The sequence below is a fragment of the Micromonospora cynarisoli genome (genome assembly GCF_030518815.1).
Lineage (GTDB): Bacteria > Actinomycetota > Actinomycetes > Mycobacteriales > Micromonosporaceae > Micromonospora > Micromonospora wenchangensis.
The window spans coordinates 4,069,509-4,095,473 of the sequence record NZ_CP130426.1 but is presented as its reverse complement, the minus strand read 5'-3'; the positions used below and the strand labels follow the sequence as shown (position 1 = coordinate 4,095,473).

General features: G+C 74.2%; 22 protein-coding genes. 9 read left to right on the top strand and 13 right to left on the bottom strand.

The genetic code is table 11. From position 1 onward, the window contains the following. Positions 1-34 precede the first annotated feature (34 nt). Positions 35-1,813 (top strand): potassium channel protein, encoded by a 1,779-nt coding sequence (locus Q2K16_RS17505; RefSeq protein ID WP_302738668.1) that lies wholly within the window; start codon positions 35-37, stop codon positions 1,811-1,813. Between the two features lie 58 nt (positions 1,814-1,871). Here the strand turns inward: Q2K16_RS17505 and Q2K16_RS17500 are convergent, their stop codons facing one another. Further along, complete coding sequence (locus Q2K16_RS17500; RefSeq protein WP_302738667.1) at positions 1,872-2,684, bottom strand: phosphatase PAP2 family protein; 813 nt, start codon at positions 2,682-2,684, stop codon at positions 1,872-1,874. 57 nt (positions 2,685-2,741) lie between these two features. Here Q2K16_RS17500 and Q2K16_RS17495 point away from each other — a divergent pair, with 57 nt between their 5' ends. Further along, positions 2,742-4,004: a DUF4032 domain-containing protein gene (locus Q2K16_RS17495; protein ID WP_489671778.1), complete on the top strand. Its 1,263-nt coding sequence runs from the start codon at positions 2,742-2,744 to the stop codon at positions 4,002-4,004. Positions 4,005-4,031: 27 nt separating this feature from the next. Here the strand turns inward: Q2K16_RS17495 and nagA are convergent, their stop codons facing one another. Genes nagA through Q2K16_RS17480 form a run of 3 tightly spaced genes read right to left on the bottom strand, consistent with a single transcriptional unit; the run spans position 4,032 to position 7,002 of the window. Then, the gene (gene nagA / locus Q2K16_RS17490; RefSeq protein ID WP_302738665.1) at positions 4,032-5,141 is read right to left on the bottom strand and encodes an N-acetylglucosamine-6-phosphate deacetylase; all 1,110 of its coding nucleotides are present in this window, start codon (positions 5,139-5,141) and stop codon (positions 4,032-4,034) included. Then, on the bottom strand, positions 5,138-6,076 hold the full coding sequence (locus Q2K16_RS17485; RefSeq protein ID WP_302738664.1) for an ROK family protein: 939 nt from the start codon (positions 6,074-6,076) through the stop codon (positions 5,138-5,140). The genes nagA and Q2K16_RS17485 overlap by 4 nt, the downstream gene beginning before the upstream one ends. Further along, positions 6,073-7,002: an SIS domain-containing protein gene (locus Q2K16_RS17480; protein WP_302738663.1), complete on the bottom strand. Its 930-nt coding sequence runs from the start codon at positions 7,000-7,002 to the stop codon at positions 6,073-6,075. Before Q2K16_RS17480 ends, Q2K16_RS17485 begins: the two co-directional genes overlap by 4 nt. Positions 7,003-7,199: 197 nt before the next feature. On the opposite strand from Q2K16_RS17480, the gene Q2K16_RS17475 reads away from it, so the two are divergent. The 5 genes from Q2K16_RS17475 (at position 7,200) to Q2K16_RS17455 (ending at position 11,218) form a co-directional block, all read left to right on the top strand. Further along, positions 7,200-7,985, top strand: coding sequence for a DeoR/GlpR family DNA-binding transcription regulator (locus tag Q2K16_RS17475; protein ID WP_302738662.1), 786 nt, complete (start codon positions 7,200-7,202; stop codon positions 7,983-7,985). A 118-nt stretch (positions 7,986-8,103) separates the two neighbouring features. Beyond that, positions 8,104-9,114 (top strand): ABC transporter ATP-binding protein, encoded by a 1,011-nt coding sequence (locus Q2K16_RS17470; RefSeq protein WP_302738661.1) that lies wholly within the window; start codon positions 8,104-8,106, stop codon positions 9,112-9,114. Continuing rightward, the gene (locus tag Q2K16_RS17465; RefSeq protein ID WP_302738660.1) at positions 9,111-10,124 is read left to right on the top strand and encodes an ABC transporter permease; all 1,014 of its coding nucleotides are present in this window, start codon (positions 9,111-9,113) and stop codon (positions 10,122-10,124) included. Before Q2K16_RS17470 ends, Q2K16_RS17465 begins: the two co-directional genes overlap by 4 nt. 37 nt (positions 10,125-10,161) lie before the next feature. Then, positions 10,162-10,572, top strand: a complete 411-nt coding sequence (locus Q2K16_RS17460) for a DUF3263 domain-containing protein (RefSeq protein WP_302746517.1) — start codon at positions 10,162-10,164, stop codon at positions 10,570-10,572. 133 nt (positions 10,573-10,705) lie between these two features. Beyond that, positions 10,706-11,218, top strand: a complete 513-nt coding sequence (locus tag Q2K16_RS17455; RefSeq protein WP_302738659.1) for a GNAT family N-acetyltransferase — start codon at positions 10,706-10,708, stop codon at positions 11,216-11,218. A gap of 209 nt (positions 11,219-11,427) precedes the next feature. Here Q2K16_RS17455 and Q2K16_RS17450 read toward each other — a convergent pair whose 3' ends face one another. The 7 genes from Q2K16_RS17450 to Q2K16_RS17420 form a co-directional block, all read right to left on the bottom strand. Continuing rightward, the gene (locus tag Q2K16_RS17450; protein ID WP_302738658.1) at positions 11,428-13,689 is read right to left on the bottom strand and encodes an AAA family ATPase; all 2,262 of its coding nucleotides are present in this window, start codon (positions 13,687-13,689) and stop codon (positions 11,428-11,430) included. 112 nt (positions 13,690-13,801) lie between these two features. Further along, entirely contained in the window at positions 13,802-14,221 is a 420-nt protein-coding gene (locus Q2K16_RS17445) for a hypothetical protein (RefSeq protein ID WP_302738657.1), read from the bottom strand. Positions 14,222-14,263: 42 nt separating this feature from the next. Then, the gene (locus tag Q2K16_RS17440; RefSeq protein ID WP_194823239.1) at positions 14,264-15,019 is read right to left on the bottom strand and encodes a GTP-binding protein; all 756 of its coding nucleotides are present in this window, start codon (positions 15,017-15,019) and stop codon (positions 14,264-14,266) included. Further along, positions 14,997-15,470: a DUF742 domain-containing protein gene (locus tag Q2K16_RS17435; RefSeq protein ID WP_145922019.1), complete on the bottom strand. Its 474-nt coding sequence runs from the start codon at positions 15,468-15,470 to the stop codon at positions 14,997-14,999. Before Q2K16_RS17435 ends, Q2K16_RS17440 begins: the two co-directional genes overlap by 23 nt. Beyond that, the gene (locus Q2K16_RS17430) at positions 15,467-15,937 is read right to left on the bottom strand and encodes a roadblock/LC7 domain-containing protein (protein ID WP_302738656.1); all 471 of its coding nucleotides are present in this window, start codon (positions 15,935-15,937) and stop codon (positions 15,467-15,469) included. The genes Q2K16_RS17435 and Q2K16_RS17430 overlap by 4 nt, the downstream gene beginning before the upstream one ends. Further along, the gene (locus Q2K16_RS17425; protein WP_302738655.1) at positions 15,934-18,669 is read right to left on the bottom strand and encodes a sensor histidine kinase; all 2,736 of its coding nucleotides are present in this window, start codon (positions 18,667-18,669) and stop codon (positions 15,934-15,936) included. The genes Q2K16_RS17430 and Q2K16_RS17425 overlap by 4 nt, the downstream gene beginning before the upstream one ends. After that, positions 18,656-19,843: a hypothetical protein gene (locus Q2K16_RS17420; RefSeq protein ID WP_302738654.1), complete on the bottom strand. Its 1,188-nt coding sequence runs from the start codon at positions 19,841-19,843 to the stop codon at positions 18,656-18,658. The genes Q2K16_RS17425 and Q2K16_RS17420 overlap by 14 nt, the downstream gene beginning before the upstream one ends. Positions 19,844-20,212: 369 nt before the next feature. On the opposite strand from Q2K16_RS17420, the gene Q2K16_RS17415 reads away from it, so the two are divergent. Both Q2K16_RS17415 and Q2K16_RS17410 read left to right on the top strand, forming a co-directional pair. Further along, the gene (locus Q2K16_RS17415) at positions 20,213-23,083 is read left to right on the top strand and encodes an alpha/beta fold hydrolase (protein WP_302738653.1); all 2,871 of its coding nucleotides are present in this window, start codon (positions 20,213-20,215) and stop codon (positions 23,081-23,083) included. Then, positions 23,083-24,042 (top strand): ABC transporter permease, encoded by a 960-nt coding sequence (locus Q2K16_RS17410; protein WP_489671777.1) that lies wholly within the window; start codon positions 23,083-23,085, stop codon positions 24,040-24,042. The genes Q2K16_RS17415 and Q2K16_RS17410 overlap by 1 nt, the downstream gene beginning before the upstream one ends. A gap of 30 nt (positions 24,043-24,072) precedes the next feature. Here the strand turns inward: Q2K16_RS17410 and Q2K16_RS17405 are convergent, their stop codons facing one another. Both Q2K16_RS17405 and Q2K16_RS17400 read right to left on the bottom strand, forming a co-directional pair. Then, positions 24,073-25,269, bottom strand: a complete 1,197-nt coding sequence (locus tag Q2K16_RS17405; RefSeq protein WP_302738652.1) for a sensor histidine kinase — start codon at positions 25,267-25,269, stop codon at positions 24,073-24,075. Further along, positions 25,266-25,922, bottom strand: coding sequence for a response regulator transcription factor (locus Q2K16_RS17400; protein WP_302738651.1), 657 nt, complete (start codon positions 25,920-25,922; stop codon positions 25,266-25,268). Before Q2K16_RS17400 ends, Q2K16_RS17405 begins: the two co-directional genes overlap by 4 nt. Positions 25,923-25,965: the final 43 nt, after the last annotated feature.

Genomic DNA, 25,965 nt, shown 5'->3' with positions numbered 1-25,965 from the left:
GCGTCCCCGGCGACCGGCTGGCTACCATCCGGGCATGGCCGAACCCCTGCGGGACCGGGCCCGGCGCGCGACCGGCTGGCGGTTACGGATGAACGGCGACACCCGTCCGCACTACGTGGTCTGCGGCGGTGACCCGCTGGCGTACTGGGTGGTGCGGGCGCTGCTCGGCACCGACCTGGCGCACGGCCGGGTCCGGATCACCCTGGTGGTGCCGGAACGCCGCCGCTCCGAGGGCCCCGACGGGCGGGACGTCGACGGCGTCCAGGTGGTCCGGGCCGACCGGCTCGACGAGGCGACCTTCCGCCGGGCCGGCCTGGCCGGGGCGGACGGCCTGGCCCTGCTGCACCAGGACGACGTGGGCAACATGCAGGCCGCGCTCTGCGCGCAGGAGGTCGAGCCCCGGCTGCGCCTGGTGGTCCGAATGTTCAACACCAGCCTCGCCAACGGCCTGCGGCAGCTCTTCCCCGACTCGGCGGTCCTCTCCGACGCCTCGATGGCCGCCCCGGCGTTCGTCGCCGCGGCCCTCGGCGAGGTGGCCCCGACCCACTTCCGGCACGGTGGTCGCACCCTCTACGTGGCCCGCCGCGCCGACGTCCGCCCCGCCGACGTGGTCTGCGGGCTGGCCGTCACCACCGATCCGGAACTGGTCCGGGTGCTGCCCGCCGACGAGAACGCCGCCGACGTGGTGCTCGCCGAGGCGACCGGGCAGCCCGCCGGCACCGAGCTGGCGGCCCGTCGGCTGGTCCGGGCACGCCGTCGCCGGCGACCCTTGGCGGTGCTGCTGCGGGCGGTCCGCAGCTTCGCCACCCGCAAGATCGGCATCGCGGTGCTGACCCTGCTCGGGGTGATCGCCCTGCTCGGCTGGCTCAACGCCCGTGCGGTCGCGGTGAGCTGGACGGAGGCGCTCTACCTGACCCTGGTCACCACGCTCAGCGGCCAGGACCCGGACGTCACCAAACCGGCAGCCGCCCAGATCATGCAGGTGGTGCTCAACCTGGCCGGGCTGGCGCTGATCCCGCTGATCACCGCCGTGGTGGTCGACGGCATCGTCAACGCCCGGCTGGCCCTGCACGCCGGGCGCATCCAGCCGGAACGCACCGGGCACGTGGTGGTCGTCGGACTGGGCAACATCGGCACCCGGGTGATGGCCCAGCTGCACGACTTCGGTGTCGAGGTGGTGGCGATCGACCGCAGCGCGGAGGCGCGCGGCGCGGCGCTGGCCCGGCGGCTGGGCGTACCGCTGATCGTCGGGGACGCCGCCCGCGAGGAGACGCTGCGCTCGGCCTCGGTGGAACACTGCCAGGCGCTGGTGGTGGTCTCCACCGACGACGGGGTCAACCTGCGGGCCGCGCTGAACGGCCGGGCGCTCAACCCGGAGCTGCGGGTGGTGCTGCGGCTCTTCGACGGCGACTTCGCCGAACGTATCCAGCGGGCGTTCGGCATCGGCATCTCGCGCAGCGTGTCCTACCTGGCCGCGCCGTCGTTCGCCGCCGCCCTGCTGGACCGGGCGGTGATCGCCACCATCCCGGTCGACAGGCACGCCCTGCTGGTGGTGGAGGTGCCGGTGGCGGCCGGTGCGGCCCTGGACGGTCGCCCGCTCGGCGCGGTGGCCCGGCCCGGCGAGGTGCGGCTGCTGGCCCACTCCCGGCCCGGTCACAGGACCGACTGGCGGACCGACCCCCGGACGGTGATCTCGGCGGGGGACCGGCTGACCGTGGTGGCCCGGCGGGCCGGGCTGAGCGCCCTGCTCCGCGAGACCACTCCGCCCCCGCCTCCCGCCGACATCCCGGCGTCGCGTGATCCGCAGGAGTGACCAGCGGGGGCGGACGGCGTACCAGAGCCGAGGGCGAGCACCCCGAAGCCCCGGCAGGTTACGGGGCGGAGGTGAACGGGCGGCCCCTGTCGCGCGACCGGCCCGGGTCGGCGGTGAACGGGCGGTCCCAGCCGCGCAGCCGGGACGGTAACGGCAGCTCGTCCCAGGGGACCCGGCGCAGCAGCCGGTCGAGCAGCAGCCCCAGCAGCAGCCCGGCCACCGAGTCGGTCAGCCAGTGCCAGCCCAGGTAGGTGGTGGTGCACAGGACCACCAGCGGCGGCACCACCCGCACGGCGGTGGCCAGCCGGGGTGGCATCCGCCGGCCGACGGTACGCAGCAGCGGGACGAGCAGCAGGGCGAGCACGCCGTACCAGACGATCGCGTTGGCCACGTGCCCCGACGGGTACGACTGGGCGTAGCGGACCGGCAGCTCGTGCTGGAACAGCGGCAGGGTCCGCTCCGGCGACAGGAACGGCTCCTTCACGCTGGCGCTCGGGGCCGGGCGGGCCGTCCACACCTTGAGCGGGCCGATGGTCAGGTAGGTGAGCGCGAAGGCGACCACCGGGGGCAGCACCGGGCGGACCGAACGGAGCCGGAGGGCCAGCAGCACCCCGAGGGCGGTGGCGAGAAGCGTCAGCGGGGTGCCCTGGCCGAGCAGGTTGAGCACCCGGGCGATCCAGTAGGCGGCGGTCGGCCGGTGCGTCTCGGCCCAGTCGGCGACCGCCCGGTCGACGCCGAACAGGTGGTCGGTGGCGAGCGCACCGGTCAGCGCGACCAGGGCGGTGAGCAGCAGCAGGTCGTACCACCAGCCGGCCGGGCGGACCGGTCTGAGCCGTACCCCGCCGCGTACCGTCGTGGTTCGCTGCCGCACGCGATCACGCTACCGGCCGCCACCGGTGGCCGGGACGGCACGGGCCGGGGTCGATGTGTGCCGAACCACGAAGGGAGGCGTCGGGCGGGGACACCCGGCACACTTGTCCCCGTGCGGATCACCTCGGCCCTCGTCGACCCGGCGCTGCTCGACCTTCCCTGGTCGACCCCGCTTACGCAGTGGCCCGCCCGGCACCTGGTGGCGCTGCCGCAGGGCATCTCCCGGCACATCGTCCGTTTCGTCCGCCTCGGCGACTACGTGTACGCGGTCAAGGAGACCGGTGAACGGGTCGCCGAACGCGAGTACGACCTGCTGCGGGCGCTGGAACGGATCGACTTCCCGTCGGTGGAGGCGATCGCCATCGTGGCCGACCGGCAGGCCGACGACGGCACCCCGCTGGACCCGGTGCTGATCACCAGGCACCTCCAGTTCTCGCTGCCCTACCGGGCGCTGTTCTCCCGCACGCTGCGTCCGGAGACGATGGGCCGGCTGCTCGACGCCCTCGCCGTGCTGCTGGTCCGGATGCACCTGACCGGCTTCTTCTGGGGCGACTGTTCGCTGTCGAACACCCTGTTCCGGCGGGACGCCGGGGCGTTCGCCGCCTACCTGGTCGACGCCGAGACCGGCGCGCTGCACCGGTCGCTCTCCTCCGGCCAGCGCGGCGAGGACCTGGAGATCGCCCGGGTCAACATCTTCGGTGAGGCGCTCGATCTCCAGGCGGCGGGGCTGCTGCACGAGTCGATCGACCCGGAGGTGGTCTGCGAGGAGGTGGTGCAGCGCTACGAACGGCTCTGGCACGAGATCACCTACGAGCAGCAGGTCGAGCGGGAGGCCCGGCACGACATCGAGCGGCGCATCCGTCGCCTCAACGAGCTCGGCTTCGACGTCGCCGAGGTGGCCCTGTCCACTGTCGACGACGGGCGGTACCTGGTCCGCCCGAAGGTCGTCGACGCCGGCTACCACACCAGGCGGCTGATCCGGCTCACCGGCCTGGACGCCGAGGAGAACCAGGCCCGCCGGCTGCTCAACGACCTGGACGCCTACCGGGTGGAGAGCGACCTGACCGACGAGCAGCAGGCGGCCCACCGCTGGCTGACCGAGGTCTTCGAGCCGGTCGTCCGGGCGGTTCCGGCGCACCTGCGGCAGAAGCTGGAGCCGCAGGAGGTCTTCGCGCAGATCATCGAGCACAAGTGGCTGCTCTCCGAGCGGGCCGGCCGGGACGTGGGGATGGGGCCGGCGGTGCAGTCCTACCTGGCCGACGTGCTGGTGCACCGCCCCGACGAGCAGGCCGTCCTGGGCGTCGAGGTCCCCACCGCCTGACCCGCCCGACCTCTCCGGCGAGCGGGGTCAGTCGAGCCAGGCACCGGCGCGCATCACCCGGACGACGTTCAGCTCGTCGTCGAGCACCACCAGGTCCGCCCGACGGCCCGTCTGGAGCGCACCCACCCGGTCGCCGAGGCCGATGGCACGGGCCGGGGTGGTGGCGACCATGCGTACCGCGTCGGCGATCGGGATGCCGGCGGCGACGGCGTGCCGCAGCGCCGCGTCCATGGTGAGGGTGCTGCCGGCGATCGCCCCGTCCCGGGCCAGCCGGGCCACCCCGTCGGCCACGGCGACCGCCTGGCCGCCCAGCTCGTACTCGCCGTCGGGCATGCCGGCGGCGGCCATCGCGTCGGTGATCAGGGCGACCCGCTCCGGGCCGGCCACCGAGGTGGCGAAGGTGAGCATCCCGTCGTGCAGGTGCACCCCGTCGGCGACCAGTTCGCAGACCACGTTCGCGGCCTCCAGCAGGGCGACCACCGGGCCCGGTTCGCGGTGGTGCAGCGGGCGCATCCCGTTGAACAGGTGGGTGCCGACGCTCGCCCCGGCCGAGACGGCGGCCCGGGTCTGCTCCCAGGTGGCGTCGGTGTGGCCGACGGCGGCGACCACCCCGTGCGAGGTGAGCAGCTTGATGGCGTCCAGCGCGCCGGGGCGTTCGGGGGCCAGGGTGACCATGCGGACCGCCCCGCCGCCCTCCTCGATGAGCCGAGACAGCTCGTCGGTGGACGGGTCGCGGAGGAACTCCGGGTTCTGCGCGCCGCACCGGGCCGCCGACAGGTACGGACCCTCGAAGTGGACGCCCGCCAGCACCCCCTCGCGGACCAGCGGCGCGAACGCTGCGGTCGCCGTGCGCATCAGTTCGAACGGGGAGCTGACCAGGCTGGCCAGCAGGGAGGTCGTGCCGTGCCGCAGGTGGAATCCGGCGGCCTCGCGGGCGGCGTCGACGTCACCGGTGGTGAAGGTGTGCCCGCCCCCGCCGTGGGTGTGCATGTCCACGAACCCGGGCACGATCCAGTGCCCGTCGCGCTTGGCCGGGTACTCGGCGACGGCGGTGATCCGCTCGTCGTCCAGCTCCACGCACCCCTGCCGGATCACGCCGGTCGGGGTCACCACCTTGCCGGTCACCCGCTGGGTCATCGTCTCTCCAGACTGTCGAGGGCGAGCAGGGCGGCACCGAGGCAGCCGGCCTCGTCGCCGAGGGCCGCCGCGACCAGGCGCGGCTCCCGATGGAAGGTCATCCGTTCGCGCAGGGCCGCGCGGAGCGGGTCGAGCAGTTGCCCGCCGGCCCGGGCCAGGCCGCCGCCGATGACCATGGTGTCGACGTCGTAGAGCGCCTGCCCGGTGGCGAGCCCGTCGGCGAGGGCCTCGACGGCCTCCCGCCACACCCGCCCGGCCAGTTCCTCACCGGCCGCCGCCCGCCCGGCCACGTCGGCCGCGCTCGCCGTCGCCCCGCCCAGTTCGGCGTAGCGGCGGGCGACGGCCGAGGCGGACGAGAGGGCCTCCAGGCAGCCGGGCCGGCCGCAGCCGCAGCGTGGGCCGTCGGGGCGTACCAGGATGTGGCCGATCTCGCCGGCCGCACCGTGCGCGCCGACGGCGGCCGAGCCGGCGACCACGTGCGCGGCGGCGATGCCGGTGCCGATCGCGACGAAGAGCACGTGCCGGGCGTCCCGGCCGGCTCCGAGCCGGGCCTCGGCGATCCCGCCCACCCGCACGTCGTGCCCGAGCGCCGCGGGCAGCCCGAGCCGTGTCCCCACCAGCGTGCGCAGCGGTACGTCCCGGAAGCCGACGTTGGCCGACCAGACCGCCACCCCGGCGGCCTCGTCGACCACCCCGGGCACGGCGACGCCGCAGGCCACCGGGGTCGACCCGGCGGCGTGGGCCCGTTCGGCCAGCCCCTCGGCGACGGCGAGGACGGTCTCCACCACGGCGGTTGGGCCGCGCCCGGCGTCGGTCGGGTGCCGTTCGGCGTGCAGCACGCTGCCGTCCGGCCGGACCAGGGCGCACTTCATGCCGGTGCCGCCGACGTCCAACGCGACGACGACCCGGTCGTCGCCCGGCGGCCCCTCGGTCATGCCAGCACCACGGAGCGGGTCAGGTGCCGGGGTGCGTCCGGGTCCAGCCCCCGGCTGGTCGCCAGGGCCACCGCGAAGCGTTGGGCGAGGATCAGGTCGGCCAGCGGGTCGACCGGGGTCCGGCCGGCCGCCCAGCTGCCGAGCACGGTGTGGCAGCCGTGGTGCCGGCTGTGCACGAACGCCGCCCCGGTGGCCGCCACGTCCTCCGGCAGGCCGTCGGGCAGCTCCCCGAACGCCCAGACCAGCCGGCCGGGGCCGGCGATCGAGATGGGGCCGTGCCGGTAGTCCATGGCCGGGTACGCCTCGGCCCAGAAGGTGGCCGCCTCGCGGCACTTCAGCGCGGCCTCCTGGGCCAGCCCGACCGTCCAGCCGCGACCGAGGAAGGTGGCCTGGTCGATGCGGGCCGGGTCGAGCGGCAGCGGGGCGCGGACGGCGACCTCGGCGTCGGCGGCCAGCGCCTCGACGTTGTCGCCGAGGTGGGCGCGGAGCAGCGCCAGGGCGGTGGTGGCGAACCGGGTCTGCACCACCGACCGCTCGTCGGCGAAGGGCATCGGCACGGCCGCGTCGGCCAGCGTGACGGCGGGCGAGCCGGGATCGCCGACCAGGACGGTGGTGGGGGTCCGGCCGCGCAGCGCGACGAGCAGGTCGAGCACCTCGGTGGTGGTGCCGGAGCGGGTGACCGCGATCAGCCGGTCGTAGCGGCGGTCGGCGGGGAACTCGCTGGCCTGGAAGGCGTCGGTCTCGCCGTGGCCGGCCCGCTCGCGCAGCCCGGCGTACGCCATGGCCATGAACCACGACGTGCCGCAACCGACGACGGCGACCCGCTCGCCGGGGCGTGGGAGCACGCCGGCGACGGTGCCGGCCAGTCGGGCCGCCTCCCGCCAGCAGTCGGGCTGGCTGGCGATCTCCGCGTCGACGTACGCCATGGGGAACTCCTCGCACAGGGGAGGGAGGTGCGCAATACGGCTCATTACCACCGTCTTTCGCGCGTTATTCTGCGCGAACCGAGGTGTGCGTGGCAACCTGCCCCCGGATCGCGCAGTCGGGGTTTTTGCGTACCGGGAGTTTCGCGCACTACTGTGCACGCATTCGATCACCCTTCGTGCAGAGTCGGAGGCCCCCCGTGGACCGGTACGCCAGGTGGAACGCTCTGCTCGAAATGCTCACCGACAGTGGTCGGGTCAGCGTCGAGGAGGCCGCCGAGCGGCTGGACGTCTCCCAGGCGACCATCCGGCGCGACTTCGACCAGCTCGCCCAGCAGCAGATGATCACGCGGACCCGGGGCGGCGCGGTCGCCAACGGCGTCTCCTACGACCTGCCGCTGCGCTACAAGACGGCCAAGCACTCGGCCGAGAAGCAGCGGATCGGCGCCGCCGCCGCCGCGCTCGTCTCGCCCGGCACCGTTGTCGGCCTCAACGGCGGCACCACCAGCACCGAGGTGGCCCGCGCCCTGGCCGTCCGGCCGGATCTGAACACCAGCGCCGAGGGCGCCCAGCTCACCGTGGTCACCAACGCCCTGAACATCGCCAACGAACTGCTGGTCCGCTCCCGGATGAAGGTGGTGGTCGCCGGGGGTGTGGTGCGGCCGAAGTCGTTCGAGTTGGTCGGGCCGTTGGGTGGGGCGCTGCTGCGCGAGGTCACCCTCGACGTCGCCCTGTTGGGCGTGGACGCGCTCGATCCCCAGTTGGGTGCCGCCGCCCACCACGAGGGGGAGGCGGCGATGAACAACCTGATGGTGGCGCGGGCCAAGCGGGTGGTGATCATCGCGGACTCGTCCAAGCTGGGCGGTCACGCGTTCGCCCGGATCTGCCCGGTGGAACGGGTGGAGACCCTGGTGACCGACTCCGGGGCGGCACCGGAACTGGTCGATGCGTTCCGCACCGCCGGAGTGACCGTCGTCTGTGCCTGAGTGAACCGTCGGTGCACCGACGGTAGTGAACGGGCCCCGATGCATACCGGGTATTGCCCTGCCGGGTATACCGAGTATGGTGACCGCTGTCATCAGCCACCATCGGGGGAGGCGCAGCTTGTCGGCTGTCCTGGAGATCGAAGGTCTACGTAAGACGTACAAGAGCCGCCGGCGCGGGGTCCGCAACGCGTTGGACGGCTTCGACATGCGGGTGGAGGCCGGTCAGGTGCACGGCTTCCTCGGCCCCAACGGGTCGGGCAAGACCACCACCCTGCGTACCCTGCTCGGGCTGATCCAGCCCGACGGTGGGCGGATGGCCGTCCTCGGCCACGAGGTGCCCGGCGCACTGCCCGCCGTCGCCGGCCAGGTCGGCGCGATCGTGGAGAGCCCGCAGTTCTTCCCGCACTTCTCCGCCCGGGACACCCTGTCCCTGCTCGCCGGGGCCGGCGACGTCCCCGCCGTACGGGTCGACGAGGTGCTCGAACTCGTCGGGCTGCGCGACCGGGCAGGCGAGCGCGTCAAGACGTACTCGCTCGGCATGAAGCAGCGGCTCGCCGTCGCGTCCGCCCTGCTCAAGAACCCCCGACTGCTGATCCTCGACGAGCCGGCCAACGGCCTCGACCCGGGCGGCATCCGGGAGATGCGCACCCTGATGCGCACCCTCGCCGAATCCGGGATGACCGTGGTGCTCTCCAGCCACATCCTCGGCGAGATCCAGCTCATCTGCGACGAGGTCACCATCATCTCGCTGGGCCGCCGGGTCGCCGCCGGCCCGGTGGAGCAGGTGCTGGCCCAGCACTCGCACGGCGGCGTACGGGTGCGGCTGGACGCCGCCGAGGACCTCGCCGCCGCCGCCGACCTGCTCGGCCGGGCCGGCGTCGCGGTCACCCGCCACCCGGACCACCTGATGCTGGCCGGCGTGGACAAGCCGGCCACGGTCAGCCGGCTGCTCGCCGAACAACACCTGTACGTCAGCGAACTGGCCCCGGTCTCGGTGGACCTGGAGAGCGTCTTCCTGGAGATCACCGCCACCGCTCCGGTCCCCGGTCAGCACCGCCAGGTCGACCAGTCCGCCACGATCGGCGAGCCGGGCCACGCCGCCGGCACCACGGGAGGGTGGGGCGCATGAGCCTGTACGTCACCGAACTGCGTCGGCTGGCCAAGCGCCGGCTCACCCGGGTCATGCTGATCCTGCTCGTCGTCGGCCTGGCCGGCATCGTCACCGCCTTCGCCTTCTCCAGCCACAAGCTCTCGCCGGCCGTGATCGCGCAGGCGCAGGCGGAGTCGGACGCGAACTTCCGGGACGCCGTCCGGGAGTGGGAACGCTCGATCGTCGAGTGCGACGCGGCCAAGGCGCGCGGCGAGGAGACCGAGGAACGGTACGGCCCGAACTGCGGCCGGGACTGGAAGCCCACCGCCGACATGTTCGACCCGAAGTGGAACCTGCCCTACCAGTTCGACTTCCGGGCCGAGTTCGGCGACTTCATCGCCGTCTTCGCCGGGGCGGTGGCGCTGTTCGGCTTCCTGATCGGTGCCTCGTTCGTGGGTGCCGAGTGGAGCACCGGCGGGATGATGAACCTGCTGCTGTGGCGGCCGAAACGGCTCACCGTGCTCGGCACCAAACTGGCCGCGGTGCTCACCACGCTGACCGGGGTGACCGTGCTGCTCGGGGCGCTGTGGACCCTGGCCTTCTGGCTGATCGCCACCTTCCGGGGAACCACCGCTAAGGTCACCTCCGGGGTGTGGCAGTCCGCCGGGATCAGCGGCCTGCGGGCGCTGGCGATGATCCTCGCCGCCGGCGCGGTGGCCTTCGCCCTGGCGTCCCTGGGCCGGCACACGGCGATGGCGCTCGGGGTGGCCGTGGGGGCCGGGGTGGTCAGCGAGATCGGCATCCGGATCGCCACGACGATCGCCGAGGTCCGGTTCGGTGACAGGTGGGTGCTGTCCACCTACGCGCTGGCCTGGTTCCAGAAGCAGTGGACCCTCGTCGACTACCGCTCCTGCGACTTCGTCCAAGGCGCGTGCACGCCCAAGGAGATGCTGGTGACCTGGCAGGACTCGGCACTGGTGTTCGGCATCGGCATTGTCGTGGTGATGGTCGCCGCGTTCTGGATGATGCGCCGGCGGGACATCACCTGATCCGGGCCCCGTCCGTCGTCCGGAAGCGTCGCCCACCCTGGTTAAGCTGGGCTTCCCCGGCCGGCACGCCCGGTCGTCCACCCTGCCGAGGAGCGCCGTGCCGCCGCCCACCGACGCCGACCTGCCCGCACCCCGACCGGCACCGGACGCCGACGTGCCGTCGCCCCGGTCCGGGCCGGCGGCCGGACAGGACGGTGCGCGGGCGGGGTCCGGCGGCGACGAGCTGACCGAGCGGGAGCGGTCGATCCTCGCCTTCGAACAGCAGTGGTGGCGGCACGCCGGGGCCAAGGAGCAGGCCATCCGGGACACCTTCGGGCTGTCCGCGACCCGCTATTACCAGCTGCTCAACGCCCTGCTGGACCGTCCCGCCGCGCTGGCCGCCGAGCCGCTGCTGATCGGCCGGCTCCGCCGGCTGCGCGCCTCCCGCGCCCGCAACCGCCGCCGCTGAGCCCCGCCCGCCGTGACAGCGGAGCGTGAGGTTCCCAGCTCCGATGGGACGACCGGCCGATACCTCCGACCAGACCGCCAGTCACCGGCCAAAGGGGTGGACGACGTCCGGTGCGGGCGGCAGACTGCGGCACGTGGCAGGCACGGTACGGCTGGAACCGGTGGACGAGGCGAACCTGGAATCGTTGCTCTCCGTAGCGGCGGCCGAGGCGGAGCCGGCTGACGTCATGCCCCCGGTCGACGCCCCCGCCGGCTGGTCGCTCGCCCGTCGCGAGGCGTTCCGGGATTTCCACCGGGCCAGCTTCGGTGGGCTGAACGGCCCGACCCGCACCCTGATGTTCGCCGTGTGTGCCGGCGGCGAGGTGGTCGGCATGATCCGGATGACCCGCCGCGACGCCCCGGGGGTGGTGGAGACCGGGATGTGGCTCGGCCGGTCGGCCCGGGGCCAGGGCCTCGGCGCGGCGGCCCTGCGGGAGTTGCTCAACGCCGCGGCGGCGGCCGGCATGCACTCCGTCGTCGCCGAGACCACCCCGGACAACCTGGGGGCCGTCGCGGTGCTGCGCAACTGCGGTGCCAAGCTCCGCGAGGACGACGACAGGGTGTATGCGGAGATCTCGCTCGACGCGACACCCCCCGCCGCCGGCTGACCCCGCCGCCGGCCACCCCGGGGGTGGCGTGTCGCCGACGGTCGAGGTTCCCACGGTGAGTGATATGACCACCTGTCATATTTATGCCGCTCAGGCATGTCGCTCACCGCCACGTCCACCTGTTACCGGCGATCCGCCCGGCCCGAGCTGGCAAACCCGCCTGCCCGCCCGGTCGGGACGAGTCGCGTCCCACGGCAACAACAGCGGGCTCAGCCCGCGTGCTTGTCGGCGTAGGCGGCGAGCCAGGCGACCTGCTCCGGGTCCAGGGAGGGGCGGACGCGGTCCCGGGCGGTGGCGACGTGGGCGGCGGTGACCGTGGCGGCCGACAGCGACTCCCGCATCGCGGCCAGCGCCGCCTCCCGCACCAGCGCGGCACAGTCCGCCGCCGAGAAGCCGGTCAACTCCTCGCCGAGCGCCGCCAGGTCGACGTCCTCGGCGAGCGGCACGGCGCGGGACGCGGCCCGCAGGATCTCCGCGCGGGCCGGACCGTCCGGCGGCGGCACGTACACCAGCCGTTCCAGTCGGCCGGGGCGCAGCAGGGCCGGGTCGACCAGGTCCGGACGGTTGGTCGCCCCGATCACCACCACGTTGCGCAGCGCCTCCACCCCGTCCAACTCGGTCAGCAGGGCGGCCACCACCCGGTCGGTCGTACCGCCGTCGGTGGCCTGGCCGCGCACCGGGGCCAGCGCGTCCATCTCGTCGAGGAAGACCAGCGTCGGCGCGGCCTCGCGGGCCCGGCGGAACAGCTCCCGCACGGCCCGTTCGCTCTCGCCCACCCACTTGGACAGCAGCTCGGCACCCTTCACCGACAGCACGTTCGCCCGTCCGGTCCCGGCCAGGGCGGTCACCAGGTAGGTCTTGCCGCACCCGGGCGGCCCGTAGAGCAACACCCCCCGGGGCGGCTGCACCCCCAGCCGCGCGAAGGTGTCCGGGTAGGTCAGCGGCCAGAGCACCGACTCGGTGAGGGTCTGCTTCACGTCGCCGAGGCCGCCGACGTCGTCCAGGGTGACCGTCGCCAGCTCCAGCGTGGACGCCGCCATGGTGGTGGGCCGGACCACCTCCAGCGCCGCCGTGAAGTCGGCCATCGCCACCGTCGGGGTCTGCGCCGTCTTCTGCCGCAGCGCCGCCCGTACCCCGGCCTCGCGGACCAGCGCGGCCAGGTCGGCGGCGACGAACCCGGGGGTACGCCCCGCCACCTCGTCGAGCCGGACGTCCTCGGCCAGCGGCACCTGCCTGGTCAGTACCGTCAGCTGTTCCCGGCGCAACGCCGGATCGGGCAACGGCACCGAGATCCGCAGCGACAGCAGATCCGGTGCGCGCAACCCCGGATCGACCGACTCCGGCCGCGAGGTGGTGCACACCACCGCCGTGCCCGACCGGACGGCCCCGGCGAGCACCTGCCGGAACACGGTGGCCAGCGGCCCGGCGTCCTCGGCCGGGGCCAGCGCCTCCACGTCGGTGACCAGCAGCACGGCCGGCCCGCCCGAGGCCAGCTCGGCGGCGGTCTCGCGCAGCCGTCGGGCCGCCGCGTCGTTGGTCAGCGCGGCGAGTTCCGGCGCCCACAGCGGGCGTACCCGGGCACCTACCGCCTTCGCCACCGCCCGCACCAGCGCCGACTTGCCCGAGCCGGCCGGCCCGCTGAGCAGCACACCGAGCGAGACCGTGGTGCCCAGCCGCCCCAGCACCTCCCGGTGGTGGAAGCCGAGGTCCAACAGCTCGGTCAGCTCCTCGGCCTGGGCCCGCAGGCCGGGCAGCTCGTCCACGTGCGGCACGTCGTCGTCGTGCGCGGTCCCGCCGGCCTCCCCGGCCGGACCCGCCGCGCTGCCGGCCGGAGCCGCCCCGGTCCGGCCTGTCGAACCCCGCCCGGAACCGGCCGGGCCGGAGGAACCGTGGGTGACCTGGCCGTGTTCCCAGCCGACCACGGTGTCCATGGTGACCAGGCCACCGGTCTGCGGGTCGGCGGTGACCACGGTCAGCAGGGTGCTCGTCCAGGCGTACCCGACGGTGTTGGCGAGGCTGCGGCGGGCGGCCTCGACCAGACCGCGTACCGAGGCGTCGGGGAGCACGTCCTGGGGGAGCAGCGAGACGTTGTCACCCTCGCTGACGACCTTGCCGAGCAGGGCGAGCCGGAGCATCTCCGGGGACACCGCGGCGAGCACCGACACCGGGCCCGAGAGGGTCACCCGTCGGGCCGGGGTCACCGGGGCGGGGCCGACGGTCACCTGACCGCCGTCGCGCAGCCCGAGGTTGCCCAGCGTCAGGTCGTCGGCATAGAGCAGGGCGGCGCTGGCGGTCGGCTCGGCGGGCGCGACGATCCCGGCGGTGACCCGCCTGCCGGCCAGCCGTACCGGGTCCCCCGGGCGCAGGGCCAGGGCGGTGAGCACCTCCGGGTGCAGCCGGACGATGCCACGTCGGGCGTCCAGCGCGGCCGGGCGCAGGCTGGCGGTCAGGGTCAGATCCGGTGCGGGCATCGCCCGACAGTAGCCGCCCGCCGCCGCCTCCGCCCGTGGTCATCCGGTACGACCGCCCAGGCCAGCCGCCCGACCGGCCCGGAACGCGTGGGGCCGCGCCACGGTCGTGCCGTCAGGTGTCGTTGTCGAGCAGCGTCGGGTCCCGCCGGATCAACTCGGCGAGCCGGGCCGCCGGATCGACACCCGGCACCTCCCGGGCCGGCGTCCAGGCCGGTGGCGTCCGGTCGGCCAGCGGCCAGGCCGGCGGCGGGGCGGCCGGCGGGTCGACGCCCGCCCGCGTCCCGACCTCCGGCCGCTCGTTGCGGGCCGCGGGCTGCGCCTGCTCGATCCGCAGCGGGTACGTGCGCCCCGCGTACTCGACGCGCAGCACCACGGTCAGTCCGGGACGGGCGGCCACCACCCGGCGGACCGCCTCGGCCACCTCCTCCACCGGGTCGCCGCCGTCGTCGGTCTCCGGATCGGCCGACCGGCGACGACGGGCCTCCTCACGGCGGGCCAACCGGGCCAGTGTCTCGTCCAGACCACCCCTCATCACGTCCCCCTCTCCGATGGAAACGACCGGGCGTCGGTTCGGTCAGGCGCCCTTCTCCCGCACCGCCCGGTCCAGCGCCCGGTCCAGGACGACCAGCAGGGCGTCCCGCACCGACAGCCGTTCCCGGGCGTCGAACTGCACCAGCGGCACGTGGTCACCGATGGCCAGCGCCCACCGGATCGCCCCCAACTCGTGGGTCAGCCGGCCGTCGAAGGTGTTCACCCCGACCACGAAGGGCAGGCCGGCCCGTTCGAAGAAGTCGATCGCCGGGTAGCAGTCGTCCAGCCGGGAGCTGTCCACCACCACCAACGCGCCGAGCGCGCCCCGCGCCAGGTCGTCCCACATGAAACCGAACCGGTCCTGGCCGGGCGTGCCGAACAGGTAGAGCTTCAGGCTCCGGTCGATGGTGACGCAGCCGAAGTCCATCGCCACCGTCGTGGTGGTCTTCCCGCTGCGGGCCCCCGGGTCGTCCACCCCGATCCCGGCGCTGGTCATCTCGGCCTCGGTGGTCAGCGGGGCGATCTCGGAGATCGCGCCGACCGTGGTCGTCTTGCCGACCCCGAAACCTCCGGCGATGAGCAGCTTGACCGGGATCGGCGGGGCGGCCGGCGGGCCGGTGCGGGTGTCCGCCGTCGGTGTCGCCGACGCCGCCGGTGGTCGGTACGGCGGCGGCGCGCTCGGGTGCTGCGGTGCCGTCGGAGGGCCACCCACGGGCTGCCCGTAGCGGGCGGAGGCGCTGTTCGCGGCGAGCCCGCCGAGCGGGGCGACCGGCCATTCAGGAGATCGCACGGAGTCCATCAATCACTCGCAGGATGAGGTCGGGGTCAAATGCGTCGTCGACGGCGCCGACGTGCACGTCGAGATGGCCGGCGGCCCGCAGGTCACCGACCAGCACCCGGGTCACGCCGAGGTGCAGCCGCATCCGGGCGGAGATCTCCGCGACCGAGATGGGCTCACCGCACAGGGCGACGATCGCCTGCAACTCGGGGGCCAGCAGGGCCGCCACGGCGGCGGCCCGACCCGGCCCGGACCGGGCGGTGACCTGGGTTTCCAGGCCGATCGCCGGGTCCGCGCCGGCCACCCGCCCGGCGGTCAGCACGAACGGGCGGGGGCTGGCCGGGCGGTCGGCCTCCGGCTCGGGGACGGGCGCGGGCGTCGGTGTCGCGTCGCCCATCGGGGTCCGCAGGTAGGGGCGGACCCGGACCATGGGTTCGGGTTCCGGTTCCTCGCCAGCGGCGTCCCGGGTCATTGCTGAACGGCGTTCTTCAGCTCGGCGATGAGTTTCGGTGTCAGCGCGCCGCCGGCCCGGCCGGCGAAGAGTGTCATCTCGTACGCGACGGTGCCCAGGTTGGCCGACCGGTCGGCGATCACGCCCAGCACGGAACCGCTGCTGATCGCCGTGATCAGCAGGTAGCCGTCGGCCATGTCCACGATCACCCGGTTGAGCCCGCCGAGGGCGTACCAACTGGCGGCGCCCCCGGCCAGGCTGGTCATGCCGGAGACGACGGCGGCGAGGCGTTCCGCGTTGGACCGGTCCTTGATCGACGACATGGCCATCAGCAGCCCGTCGGAGGAGACCGCGATGGCCTCCAGGACACCTGCGGTGCTGGAGGTGAACGAGTCCAACAGCCAGTTGAACGTGCGCGCCTCCGGGCTGAGGTCTCCGGCGGGATGGTTCTGGTAGTCGACGTTCTCGTGTACGTGCGGGCTGGTCACCGTGTCGTTCCTTCTTCAGTGCGGTGGTCGGTGCGGACTTCGCGCAGAGCCCGGGCGACGCCCGTCTCGAACGCGTTGATGAGATCGCGGACCTCGCCCGGATCTCCCGGATTCTCACTCGGCGCCTGCCGGGGCGGTGCGACGGTCAGGTTGGCGCCCGGGATCCGTCGGGTCAGCCGGGGCACCGCCGGTGCGGCGGGGGGCCGGGCGGCAGCGGGCGCGGCGGCCGGCCCGGCCCGTTCGGCCCGCTGCACCCCGGACTGGAACTGCTCGACCAGGGCCCGCGCGGCCTCCGGGTCGGCCCGGCTGCCGTCCACCGGCCCGACGACCGGTGCGGTCCGGGGCAGGCTGGCCCCGGGGACCCGCTGCCGGATGCCGGGCAGCGGGGCCGGCCGGTCCGCCGCGGGCGCGCTGGTCTGCCCCACCGCGGGGAGCAGGACGGCCTGCGGGACCGCCGGGCGGGGCGCATCGGCCACCGGGGCCACCGCGGCGGTGCCCCGGGCCGGCAGCACCGTCGTGGCCCCGGCCGGATCGCCGCCGGCGGGGCGGCCCGGCTCCGGGTCGGTACCGGGGGTGCGGGCCGGTTCCGGGTCGGCCGGCACGGTGCCGAACGCGTCCCAGGGGCCGGTGGCCGCCATGCTCCTGGTCGCCTTGCTGAGCAGTGTGGGGTCGAACCCGGGCAGCGCCGTGGCGTCGACCACCGGCCGGGTCGACGCCGCGTCGACCGTGGGCCGGGCGGGACCGGCGTCGAGCACGACCGGCGTGCGGCCGGTCCGCAGGGGGCCGTCGGTGCCGGACCCGGTGGCCGGGCCGGTCGATCCGGGTCGGTCCCGCGACGGCAGCGCGACCCGGCTGACGGATGCCCCAGTACGTCCCGTCGCCGGGCGTGCCAGGGCGGCGGCGGGGAGCACCAGGCTGGCGGTCACCCCGCCGCCCGGGGTCGCGGCGAGTTCCACCGTCCAGCCGTGCCGGCGGGCGAGCCGACCCACCACGAAGAGCCCCAGCACCTCGGACGGGGCCAGGTCCAGCCGTTCCCGGTGGGTGAACCGGGCGTTCTCCTCGACGAGCCGTTGCTCGCTCATCCCGATGCCCTGGTCGATGACGGCCAGCCGGGCGCCGTCGTCGGTCGTCTCGGCGGTGACCACCACCCGGGTGTGCGGCGGGGAGAACACGGTGGCGTTCTCCATCAGCTCGGCGAGTGTCAGCACCAGGTCACCGACGATCGCCGGTGCGGCGACCACCTCCGGCGGGACCTGGACGTCCACCCGGGTGTAGTCCTCGATCTCACCGAGGGCCAACCGGACCACGTCGGCGACCGGGACCGGTGCGACGTGCGCGTCGTCGCCTGTCGCGCCGGAGAGCACGACCAGGCTGCCGGCGTTTCGGCGCAACCGGCTGGAGATGTGGTCGAGCCGGTACAGGTGCTCCAGCCGTCCCGGCTCGGTCTCCTGCTGCTCCAGCCGGTCGATCAGGGCGATCTGCCGGCCGACCAGGTTCTGGGTACGCCGCCCGACGTGGCCGAACATCTGGGCCACGTTGCGTCGGCTCGCCACCTGCCGTTCCACCAGCCGGGCGGCGGTGTTCTGGACCCGTTCGAAAGCGCGGGCCAGGTCGCCGATCTCGTCCCGGGCACCCACGTCGACCGGGTCGAGGCGTACCGGTGGGGTGGTCTCGGACTCGTCGTCGGCGACCCGGACCAGTTCGGACTCGGCGACCCGGGCGACCCGGTCGGCGGAGCGGGTGAGCCGGGTGAGCGGTCGGGCCACCGCCCGGCCGACCGCCATGGTGAGCAGGATGACCGCGATCAGGATGGTCACGGTCAGCAGGGTCACCCAGTACGCCCCGGCGAGCGCCACCTGCCGGTCGGCGCGCACCTCGGCGGTGACGTCGGCGGCCAGTTTCTTCTCGACGAACTGGCCGAGCGTGATCATCGAACCGACGGTGGGGAAGAGGGTCGCCACGTCCAGCGCGCCGATGGCGGTGGCCGGGTCGACGGCGCTCTGGTCGATGAAGTTCGGCCCGGTCCGGTTGGCGACCGCGACCTCCTCCAGGGTGAGCAGGTCGAGCTGCTCGGGGGTGACCAGGGCCTGGAGCCGGGCGCTCTCGTCTTCGAGGACGGCGAAGTTCGCCACGTAGGCGGTGACGGTCTGGGCGTTGGGCCGGGCGGCGACCAGCACGATCAGGGTGGCTCCGGCGCTGAGGCTCTCGCCGGTGCGCAGCACGCCGTCCAGGGCCAGCACCTGTCGTCCGGCCGGGGTGCGGGTGTCCGCGTTGAGCCGCAGCCGCAGCGAGTCGATCAGGGCGGTGTTCACCGGCCCGTACGCGGCCATCAGCTGGTCGGGGCCGGTCTGCCCGGCGACCGCCGCCGTCCGCAGGGCGGCGAGCTGGCGTACCCCGTCGAGGGCGGTGTCGACCTCGGCGGGCAGGTCGTCGCCGAGGTCGGAGCGCAGGTCGGCGACCCGGTCGTCCACCTCGGCGATCTTCTGCACGAGGTCGGTGCGCTGCACCTGCCCGAGCAGCAGGCCGACGGCGAGCAGACGTTCCTGCTGGAGGTGTTGCAGGATCGTGCCGACCCGGCTGGCGATCCGGACCCGGTCGGCGATGTCGCCGGCCCGCTGGGCCTCGGAGGCCCGTTCCCAGACCACCGGCACCGTGAGCCCGGCCATGCAGAGCAGGGGGACGACCACCAGCAGGGCCAGCTTGCCCCGGATTCGCAGCCTACCGAGCAGCATCGAAGGGCCTCCACCTGTCGGGTTCGGCCCCCCGGCCGGCCGGCTGGAGCACCGCCCCGGTGGGCAGGCGACCGGGTGGCGTCGGTGGCTCCCACGGGGTGGTCGCGGTGGCGTCGGCCGGCTCACCGCCCGACGGGGTGCCCCGGCCCGTCGGGCGTTCGCCGCGGCGCGTCGGCAGCCAACCACTCGCCCCGAGCGCCACCAGCAGCAGCCCGGCCACCCCGCCGGCGGCGAGGATCAGCAGGGCGTCGCGGTCGAGCCGGTCGATGCGCTGCCGCAGCAGCCTGTCGAGTTCGTCGAGGATGACCGGCTGGAGTTCCCGGGCGGCGGTCTGCGCCTGGGTCCGGGCCCCGGCGAGCTTGGTCAGGTCAAGATCCTGCGTCCGACCCCGGGGTTGGGACAGCGCCCCCAGTGCCTCGACCGCCCGCTGGTAGTTGTCGAACGGGGTGAGCACCCCGGCGCCGATGTCGGCGCTCTCCGAGGTGTCGACCACCGTCTGGAGGTCGTTGACCAGGTCACCCGCCGGTTGCAGGGCGGCGAACCGGAGGGTGGCCAGTTCACCCACGGTGCGGGGCTGGTCGGCGGCGGGCCGTCGCTGCGCCAGCACGACCAGGTCGACGAGGCGTCCGGCCGCGACGGTCGCCTCCGGCATCTCCTCGCCGACGCCGTCCTGGAGGAAGTACGAGTCGGAGCCGGGGTCCCGGATCAGGCCGGAGGTCTCGCGGATCTTGCCGTGCAGGGCGAGCAGCAGGTCGGTGACCTCGCCGTACGCGGTGAAGGCGGTTTCCGGGTCGGTGAGCGACCGGCTGGGCAGGCCCTCCAGTTTCGCCCGCAGGCCGGCCCACCGTTCGGTGCTGCGCAGTTCGCCGCCGACCCGGGCGTCGACCGCGGCGGCCTCCTCCACCGCCCGGTCCAGGGCGTCGCGGGGCACCGGGCGGCCGGCGACGGCGGCGGTCTGCGCGTCGACCAGGGCGTTGGTGACCGGGCCGAGGGCGCGCAGGTACTCGACGCCGAGCCGTTCCCGTTCGGCCAGCTCACGGTCGGCGTCCACGAGCCGGTGGCCCTGTACGACGAGGAACGCCACCGGCAGCAGCAGCGCGGTGGCGAGTAGCAGCGGCAACAGGCGGCCCGGTGTCCTGGGCCGTCGACGGACCCGCGAGGCGGGAACGGTCATGGTTGTCTCCTCCGGCGGCGGCGCAGGGGTTCGGGATGACGTGACACTTCGGTCCCGTGCGTCGGACCGAGAACCTAATCGACAGGTGATCCCTGGCCGGAGGTCTACGCGGGTCAGTTTTGCGTCACTTCGAGTGATGTGACGTGAGACTGACGTTCTGGACACGCTGCGTACTGTTGTCACGGTGACATGCTCGTTTCCATAGCGGTATCGCGTCTTACGCGTGAATTCACGTATTCCGAATTCGGTCTGCGTGAACGCCGGGTGACCTTGTGCGGTTTGCCCTGTCCGACCGCCGATCGGCTGGCCAGGACGGACGTACGGCGGATCTCAGCCAACGCTCAGGTTCCGGGCCGTACCGTGAGCCGAATGAAATCGCCGTTGTCGGCCGCCCGGCTCCGCCGTGCACTGCCCACCGGTCGCCGCGCGGTCGCCGCGTCGGTGGTCGTCGTCCTGCTGGCGGCGGTCGTCGGCTGGGCGGTCTGGCCGGACCGGGCAGACTTCCGCACCGAGTCGACAGTGCTCACCGTGCGTTCCGGGCCGGCCGGCGACGAGCCCGTCGACCTGGACACCACCTTCTACCTGCCGAAGGGCGCGTCGGCCGACCGGAAGGTCCCGGCCGTGCTGCTGGCGCACGGCTTCGGCGGGACGAAGGACTCCGTCCGCGCCGACGCCGAGGACCTGGTGGGGCAGGGCTACGCGGTGCTGACCTGGACGGCGCGGGGCTTCGGCCGCAGCGGCGGTCAGATCCACCTGGACAGCCCCGACCACGAGGTGCGCGACGCCCAGCGGCTGCTGGACTGGTTGGCCGCCCGCCCCGACGTGCGTACCGACGCCGCCGGTGACCCCCGGGTCGGGGTGGTCGGCGGCTCGTACGGCGGCGGCCTGGCCCTGCTGCTGGCCGCCCAGGACCCCCGGGTGGACGCCATCGTCCCCATGATCACCTGGAACGACCTGTCCCGCGCCTTCCTGCCGGAGAGCACCGGCAGGCCGGCCACCGAGGGCGTGTTCAAGAAGGGCTGGGCCGGCATCTTCTTCGGGGGCGGCGGCAGCGCCGGCTCCGGGCCGGCCGGGCTCTCCGGCAACACCGCCGCCGCCCAGCCGGAGGGGGCGCCCGCGTCGGCCGGTGCGCCCAGTCCGCAGCCGGGCAACGGGCAGGGCAGCCGGTCGCCGCGCGTGCCGGGGGCCGCCGCCGACCCGTCCTGCGGCCGGTTCGCCGCCGACGTCTGCGCGGCGTACCTGCGGATCGCCACCACCGGGCGGGCCGACCAGGCGGCGGTGGACCTGCTGCGCCGCTCGTCCCCGGCCGGCGTGCTGGACCGGATCAAGGCCCCCGCCCTGCTGGTGCAGGGCGAGGCGGACACCCTCTTCCCGCTCACCGAGGCGGACGCCAACGCGCGCGGCATCGCCGCCGCCGGCACCCCCGTGCGGGTGGCCTGGTTCACCGGCGGCCACGACGGCGGCACCGGGCCGACCAGCGACTCCGACCGGGTGAAGTACCTGACCGTGCAGTGGCTGGACCACTACGTCAAGGGCACCGGCGCGGCCCCCGGCGACGACTTCACGTTCTCCCGGATCGCCGGCTTCGACGCCCTCGACCGGGGACTGGTCGCCACCGGCTACCGCACCGCCGACTATCCCGGGGTGACCGGGGACGCCCGGCGCGAGGTGCCGGTCGCCGGGCCGGCCCAACCGGTCGCCAACCCGCCCAACGGCAACCCGGCGGCGATCTCGGCGATCCCGTTCGCCGGGTCGCTCGGCTCCCTGCTCGACGGGGTGGCCGGCGACGTGCCCGGCCAGCACGCCCGGTTCGAGTCGACGCCGCTGGCCGAGGCGGTGGACGTGGTGGGCGCACCCACCGTCACCGTCCGGGCCGCGTCGGCGACCGGCGAGGCGGTGCTGTTCGCCAAGCTCTACGACGTCGACCCGGCCGGGGCGGCGACGCTGCCCGACGGGCTGGTCGCCCCGATCCGGTTGACCGGCCTGCCGGCCACGATCGACGCCGCGCAACCGGTCACGGTCACCCTGCCGGCGATCGTCCGCCGGGTCGAGGCCGGGCACCGGCTGCGGGTGGTGCTGGCCACCGCCGACCAGGCGTACACCACGCCGACCGCGCCGGCCGTCTACACGGTGGCGGTCGACGGGGCGGTGAGCCTGCCGACGGTCACCGCCACGCCGATCCCGACCACCGCGACGGTGTGGCGCTGGGTGCTGGTCGGTCTGCTGGCCGCGATCGTGGTCGGGCTCGTCGCGGTCGTCGCCGTGGTCCGCCGCCGGCACCGCCGCCAGGACGACTCCGTCCATCCCGAGTACGCGGGCATCCCGCTCGCCGTCCGCGACCTGCGCAAGGAGTACGCGGACGGGTTCGTCGCGGTGTCCCGGGTCGACTTCGAGGTGCACCCGGGCCAGGTGATGGGGCTGCTCGGCCCGAACGGCGCGGGCAAGACCACCACCCTGCGGGTGCTGATGGGGCTGACCCAGCCGACCGCCGGGGAGATCTACGTCTTCGGGCACCGGCTGGTGCCCGGCTCGCCGGTGCTGTCGCGGATCGGCGCGCTGGTGGAGGGCCCCGGTTTCCTGCCGCACCTGTCCGGCCTGGACAACCTGAAGGCGTACTGGCGGGCGACCGGCCGGCCGTGGGCCGACGCGCACTTCGACGAGGCGTTGGAGATCGCCGGTCTGGGTGACTCGGTGCACCGGCGGACCAAGAACTACAGCCACGGGATGCGGCAGCGGCTGGCCATCGCGCAGGCCATGCTGGGCCTGCCGGAGCTGCTGGTGCTCGACGAGCCGACCGACGGGCTGGACCCGCCGCAGATCGCCGAGATGCGCCGGGTGCTCCAGCGGTACGCCACCGACGGCCGGGCGGTGCTGGTCTCCAGTCACCTGCTGGCCGAGGTGGAGCAGACCTGCACGCACGCGGTGGTGGTGAACAAGGGCCGGATCGTCGCCGCAGGGCCGGTGGAGGAGATCGTCGGCGAGTCGCCGAGCACCCTGTTCGAGGTGACCGACCAGGCCGCCGCGCGGCAGGTGCTGAGCCGCCTCGACGCGGTGCAGGTGCTGACCGCCGACGACGCCGGTGGGCTGGTGGTGGACACGAACGGGACCGCCCGCAGCGAGGTGGTGGCCGAGCTGGTCCGGGCCGGGATCGGGGTGGACCGGGTGGTGCCACGGCGTCGCCTGGAGGACGCGTTCCTCGCCCTGGTGGGCGAGAACTCTCGGGGAAGCGGTGACCGGTGATGGCAGGTTCTTCGGTGGGCCCCCCGTCGGGCGCCGACCCGGACGGTGGCGCGGTGCCGGCCGGCGCGGCGTCGGGTGTCGGTGTGGCGACCAAGGGGTTCGGGCCGGGTGGGGCGGCGGCCGGGTACCGGCCGGGGGCGACCCTGCCGTTCGGGGCGGAGTTCCGCAGGCAGGCGTCGCGGCGGCGTACCCAGTTGGCGCTCGGGTTCATGGTGCTGCTGCCGTTGATCATCCTGGTGGCGTTCCAGTTCGAGTCCGGGGACGACGACGGCGGGGGCCGGGGCGAGTTCGCCAGCCTCGCCGACCTGGCCACCTCGGGCGGGCTCAACTTCACCCTCTTCTCGATCCTGGTGTCGGCGTCGTTCCTGCTGGTCGTGGTGGTGGCGCTGTTCTGCGGTGACACGGTCGCCAGCGAGGCGAGCTGGGGCAGCCTGCGCTACCTGTTGGCGGTGCCGGTGCCCCGGGCCCGACTGCTGACGGTGAAGCTGCTGGTGGCGCTGGCGTACTCGGGGCTGGCCCTGCTGTTGCTGGCCGGCACGGCCCTGCTCGCCGGCACCCTGCGTTACGGCTGGTCGCCGCTGACCAGCCAGGTCGCCGCCGAGCTGACCCCGACCGAGGGGCTGGTAAGGCTGCTGGCGGTGCTCGGCTACCTGGCGGTGGTGCTGCTGGTGGTGGCCGGGCTGGCGTTCCTGCTGTCGGTGGTCACGGACGCCGCGCTGGGTGCGGTCGGTGGCGCGGTGCTGCTGTGGATCCTGTCCAGCATCCTGGACCAGATCACCGCGCTGGGGGTGCTGCGCGACTTCCTGCCGACCCACTACAGCAGCGCCTGGCTGGGTCTGCTGTCCACCCCGATGCAGACCGACGACGTGGTCCGGGGCGCGATCTCGGCGGTCAGCTACGCCACCCTGTTCTGGGGCCTGGCCTTCTGGCGCTTCACCCGCAAGGACGTCACGAGCTGACGCCGGCCCGGCCCGGCCCCGTCGGGTCGTTCACGACCGGGGTCGCGGAGCCGGGTCAGGAGGGCTGGGCAGGGAGACGGTGACCACCAGGCCGCCGCCGGGGCGGGGGACGGCCCGCACCGTCCCGCCGTGTGCCCGCGCCACCGCCCGGACGATGGACAGCCCCAGGCCGAAGCCCCGCTGACCGGCGACCCGCTCCCGGTTGAGCCGGCGGAACGGCAGGAACATCGTCTCGATCTCGTACCCGGGCACCACCGGTCCGCTGTTGCCGACGGTCAGGGTGGCCCGACCGTCGACCACCGCCGTGGCGACCGAGAGCCAGCCGTCGGTGTCGACGTTGTGCCGGACGGCGTTCTCCACCAGGTTCTGGGTGAGCCGTTCCAACAGGACCGGGTCGCCGGCCGTCCGCGCCGGGGCCAGTTCGCGGGTGACGGCGAGCGTGGTGGACCGGGCGGTCTGCTCCGCGACGTGCCCGGCGATCTCGGCGAGGTCCACCTCGGCGTGTTCGGCCAGGGCGTTCTCCGAGTCGGCGAGGGTGAGCAGCCCGTCGATCAGCCGTTCGTGGCGTTCGTTGACGGCCAGCAGGGTCTCGCCGAGCTGCCGCAGCTCGGGTGGGGCGTCCGGCCTGGTGATCGCCAGCTCCACCAGGGACCGGTTGATCGCCAGCGGGGTCCGCAGTTCGTGCGAGGCGTTGGCGACGAAGCGCCGCTGCCCGTCGAAGGACCGGTCGAGGCGTTCGAGCATCAGGTCGAACGTGTCGGCCAGCTCCTTCACCTCGTCGGTCGGCCCGACCAGGGCGATCCGCTCGTGCAGCCCCCGGCCGGCGCCGTCGGCGCCGGCGATCCGGCGGGCGGTGCCGGTGATCTGCTGCAACGGCTGCAACGCCCGGCCGGCGACCAGCCAGCCGAACGCGACCGCCGCGATGGTCACCACGGCCAGGGCCACCCCACCCTGGGTGAGCAGCGAGTCCAGGGCGTCGCGGCGGGCGTCGTCCTGCACCTGCCGGACGATGTCGCGCAGGTGTTCGGCCTGGCCGGCGTTGATCTGCGTGCCCTGCGGCAGCGAGATCGACTCCTTGCCGCCGCTGCCGCGCAGGGTGAATCCGAGACCGTGGGCGAGGCGCTGGTCGACCAACACGTACGTCACGGCGAGCAGCACCGTGCCGGCGAGCAGGAACAGGCCGCCGTAGATGAGGGTCAGCCTGGCCCGGATGGTCGGTTTCCTCATCGGATCTGGTATCCCACCCCGGGCACCGTCTCGATGACCGGCGGGTCGCCGAGCTTGCGACGCAACTTCATCACGGTGACCCGCAGCACGTTGGTCATCGGGTCGATGTGCTCGTCCCAGGCCCGTTCCAGCAGGTCCTCGGCGGAGACCACCGCGCCGTCGGCGCGCAGCAACTCGGCCAGCACGCCGAACTCCTTACGGGACAGCGGCACGAAGTGCCCGTCCCGGGTGACCTCCAGCCGGGACGGGTCCAGGACGATCCCGGCCCGGCTCAGCTTCGGCGGGGCGGCCGGCCGGGTGCGCCGGGTCAGCGCGTGCACCCGGGCGCTCAGCTCGACGAACGCGAACGGCTTGGTGAGGTAGTCGTCGGCCCCGATGGCGAGGCCGGCGACCCGTTCCCGGACGGCGGCGGCAGCGGTCAGCATCAGCACCCGGGTGTCCCGTTCGGCGCGGACCAGTGCCCGGCACACGTCGTCGCCGTGCACGACGGGCAGGTCCCGGTCGAGCACGACCACGTCGTACCCGTTGACGCCGATCCGTTCCAGGGCCGCGTCGCCGTCGTACGCCACGTCGACCGCGAACGCCTCCCGGCGCAGCCATTCGGCGATCGCGTCCGCGAGCAGCTTCTCGTCCTCGCACACCAGTACGCGCACCGTTCCATCCTCACCCATGCGGGGATAACCACCGCGTTAACGT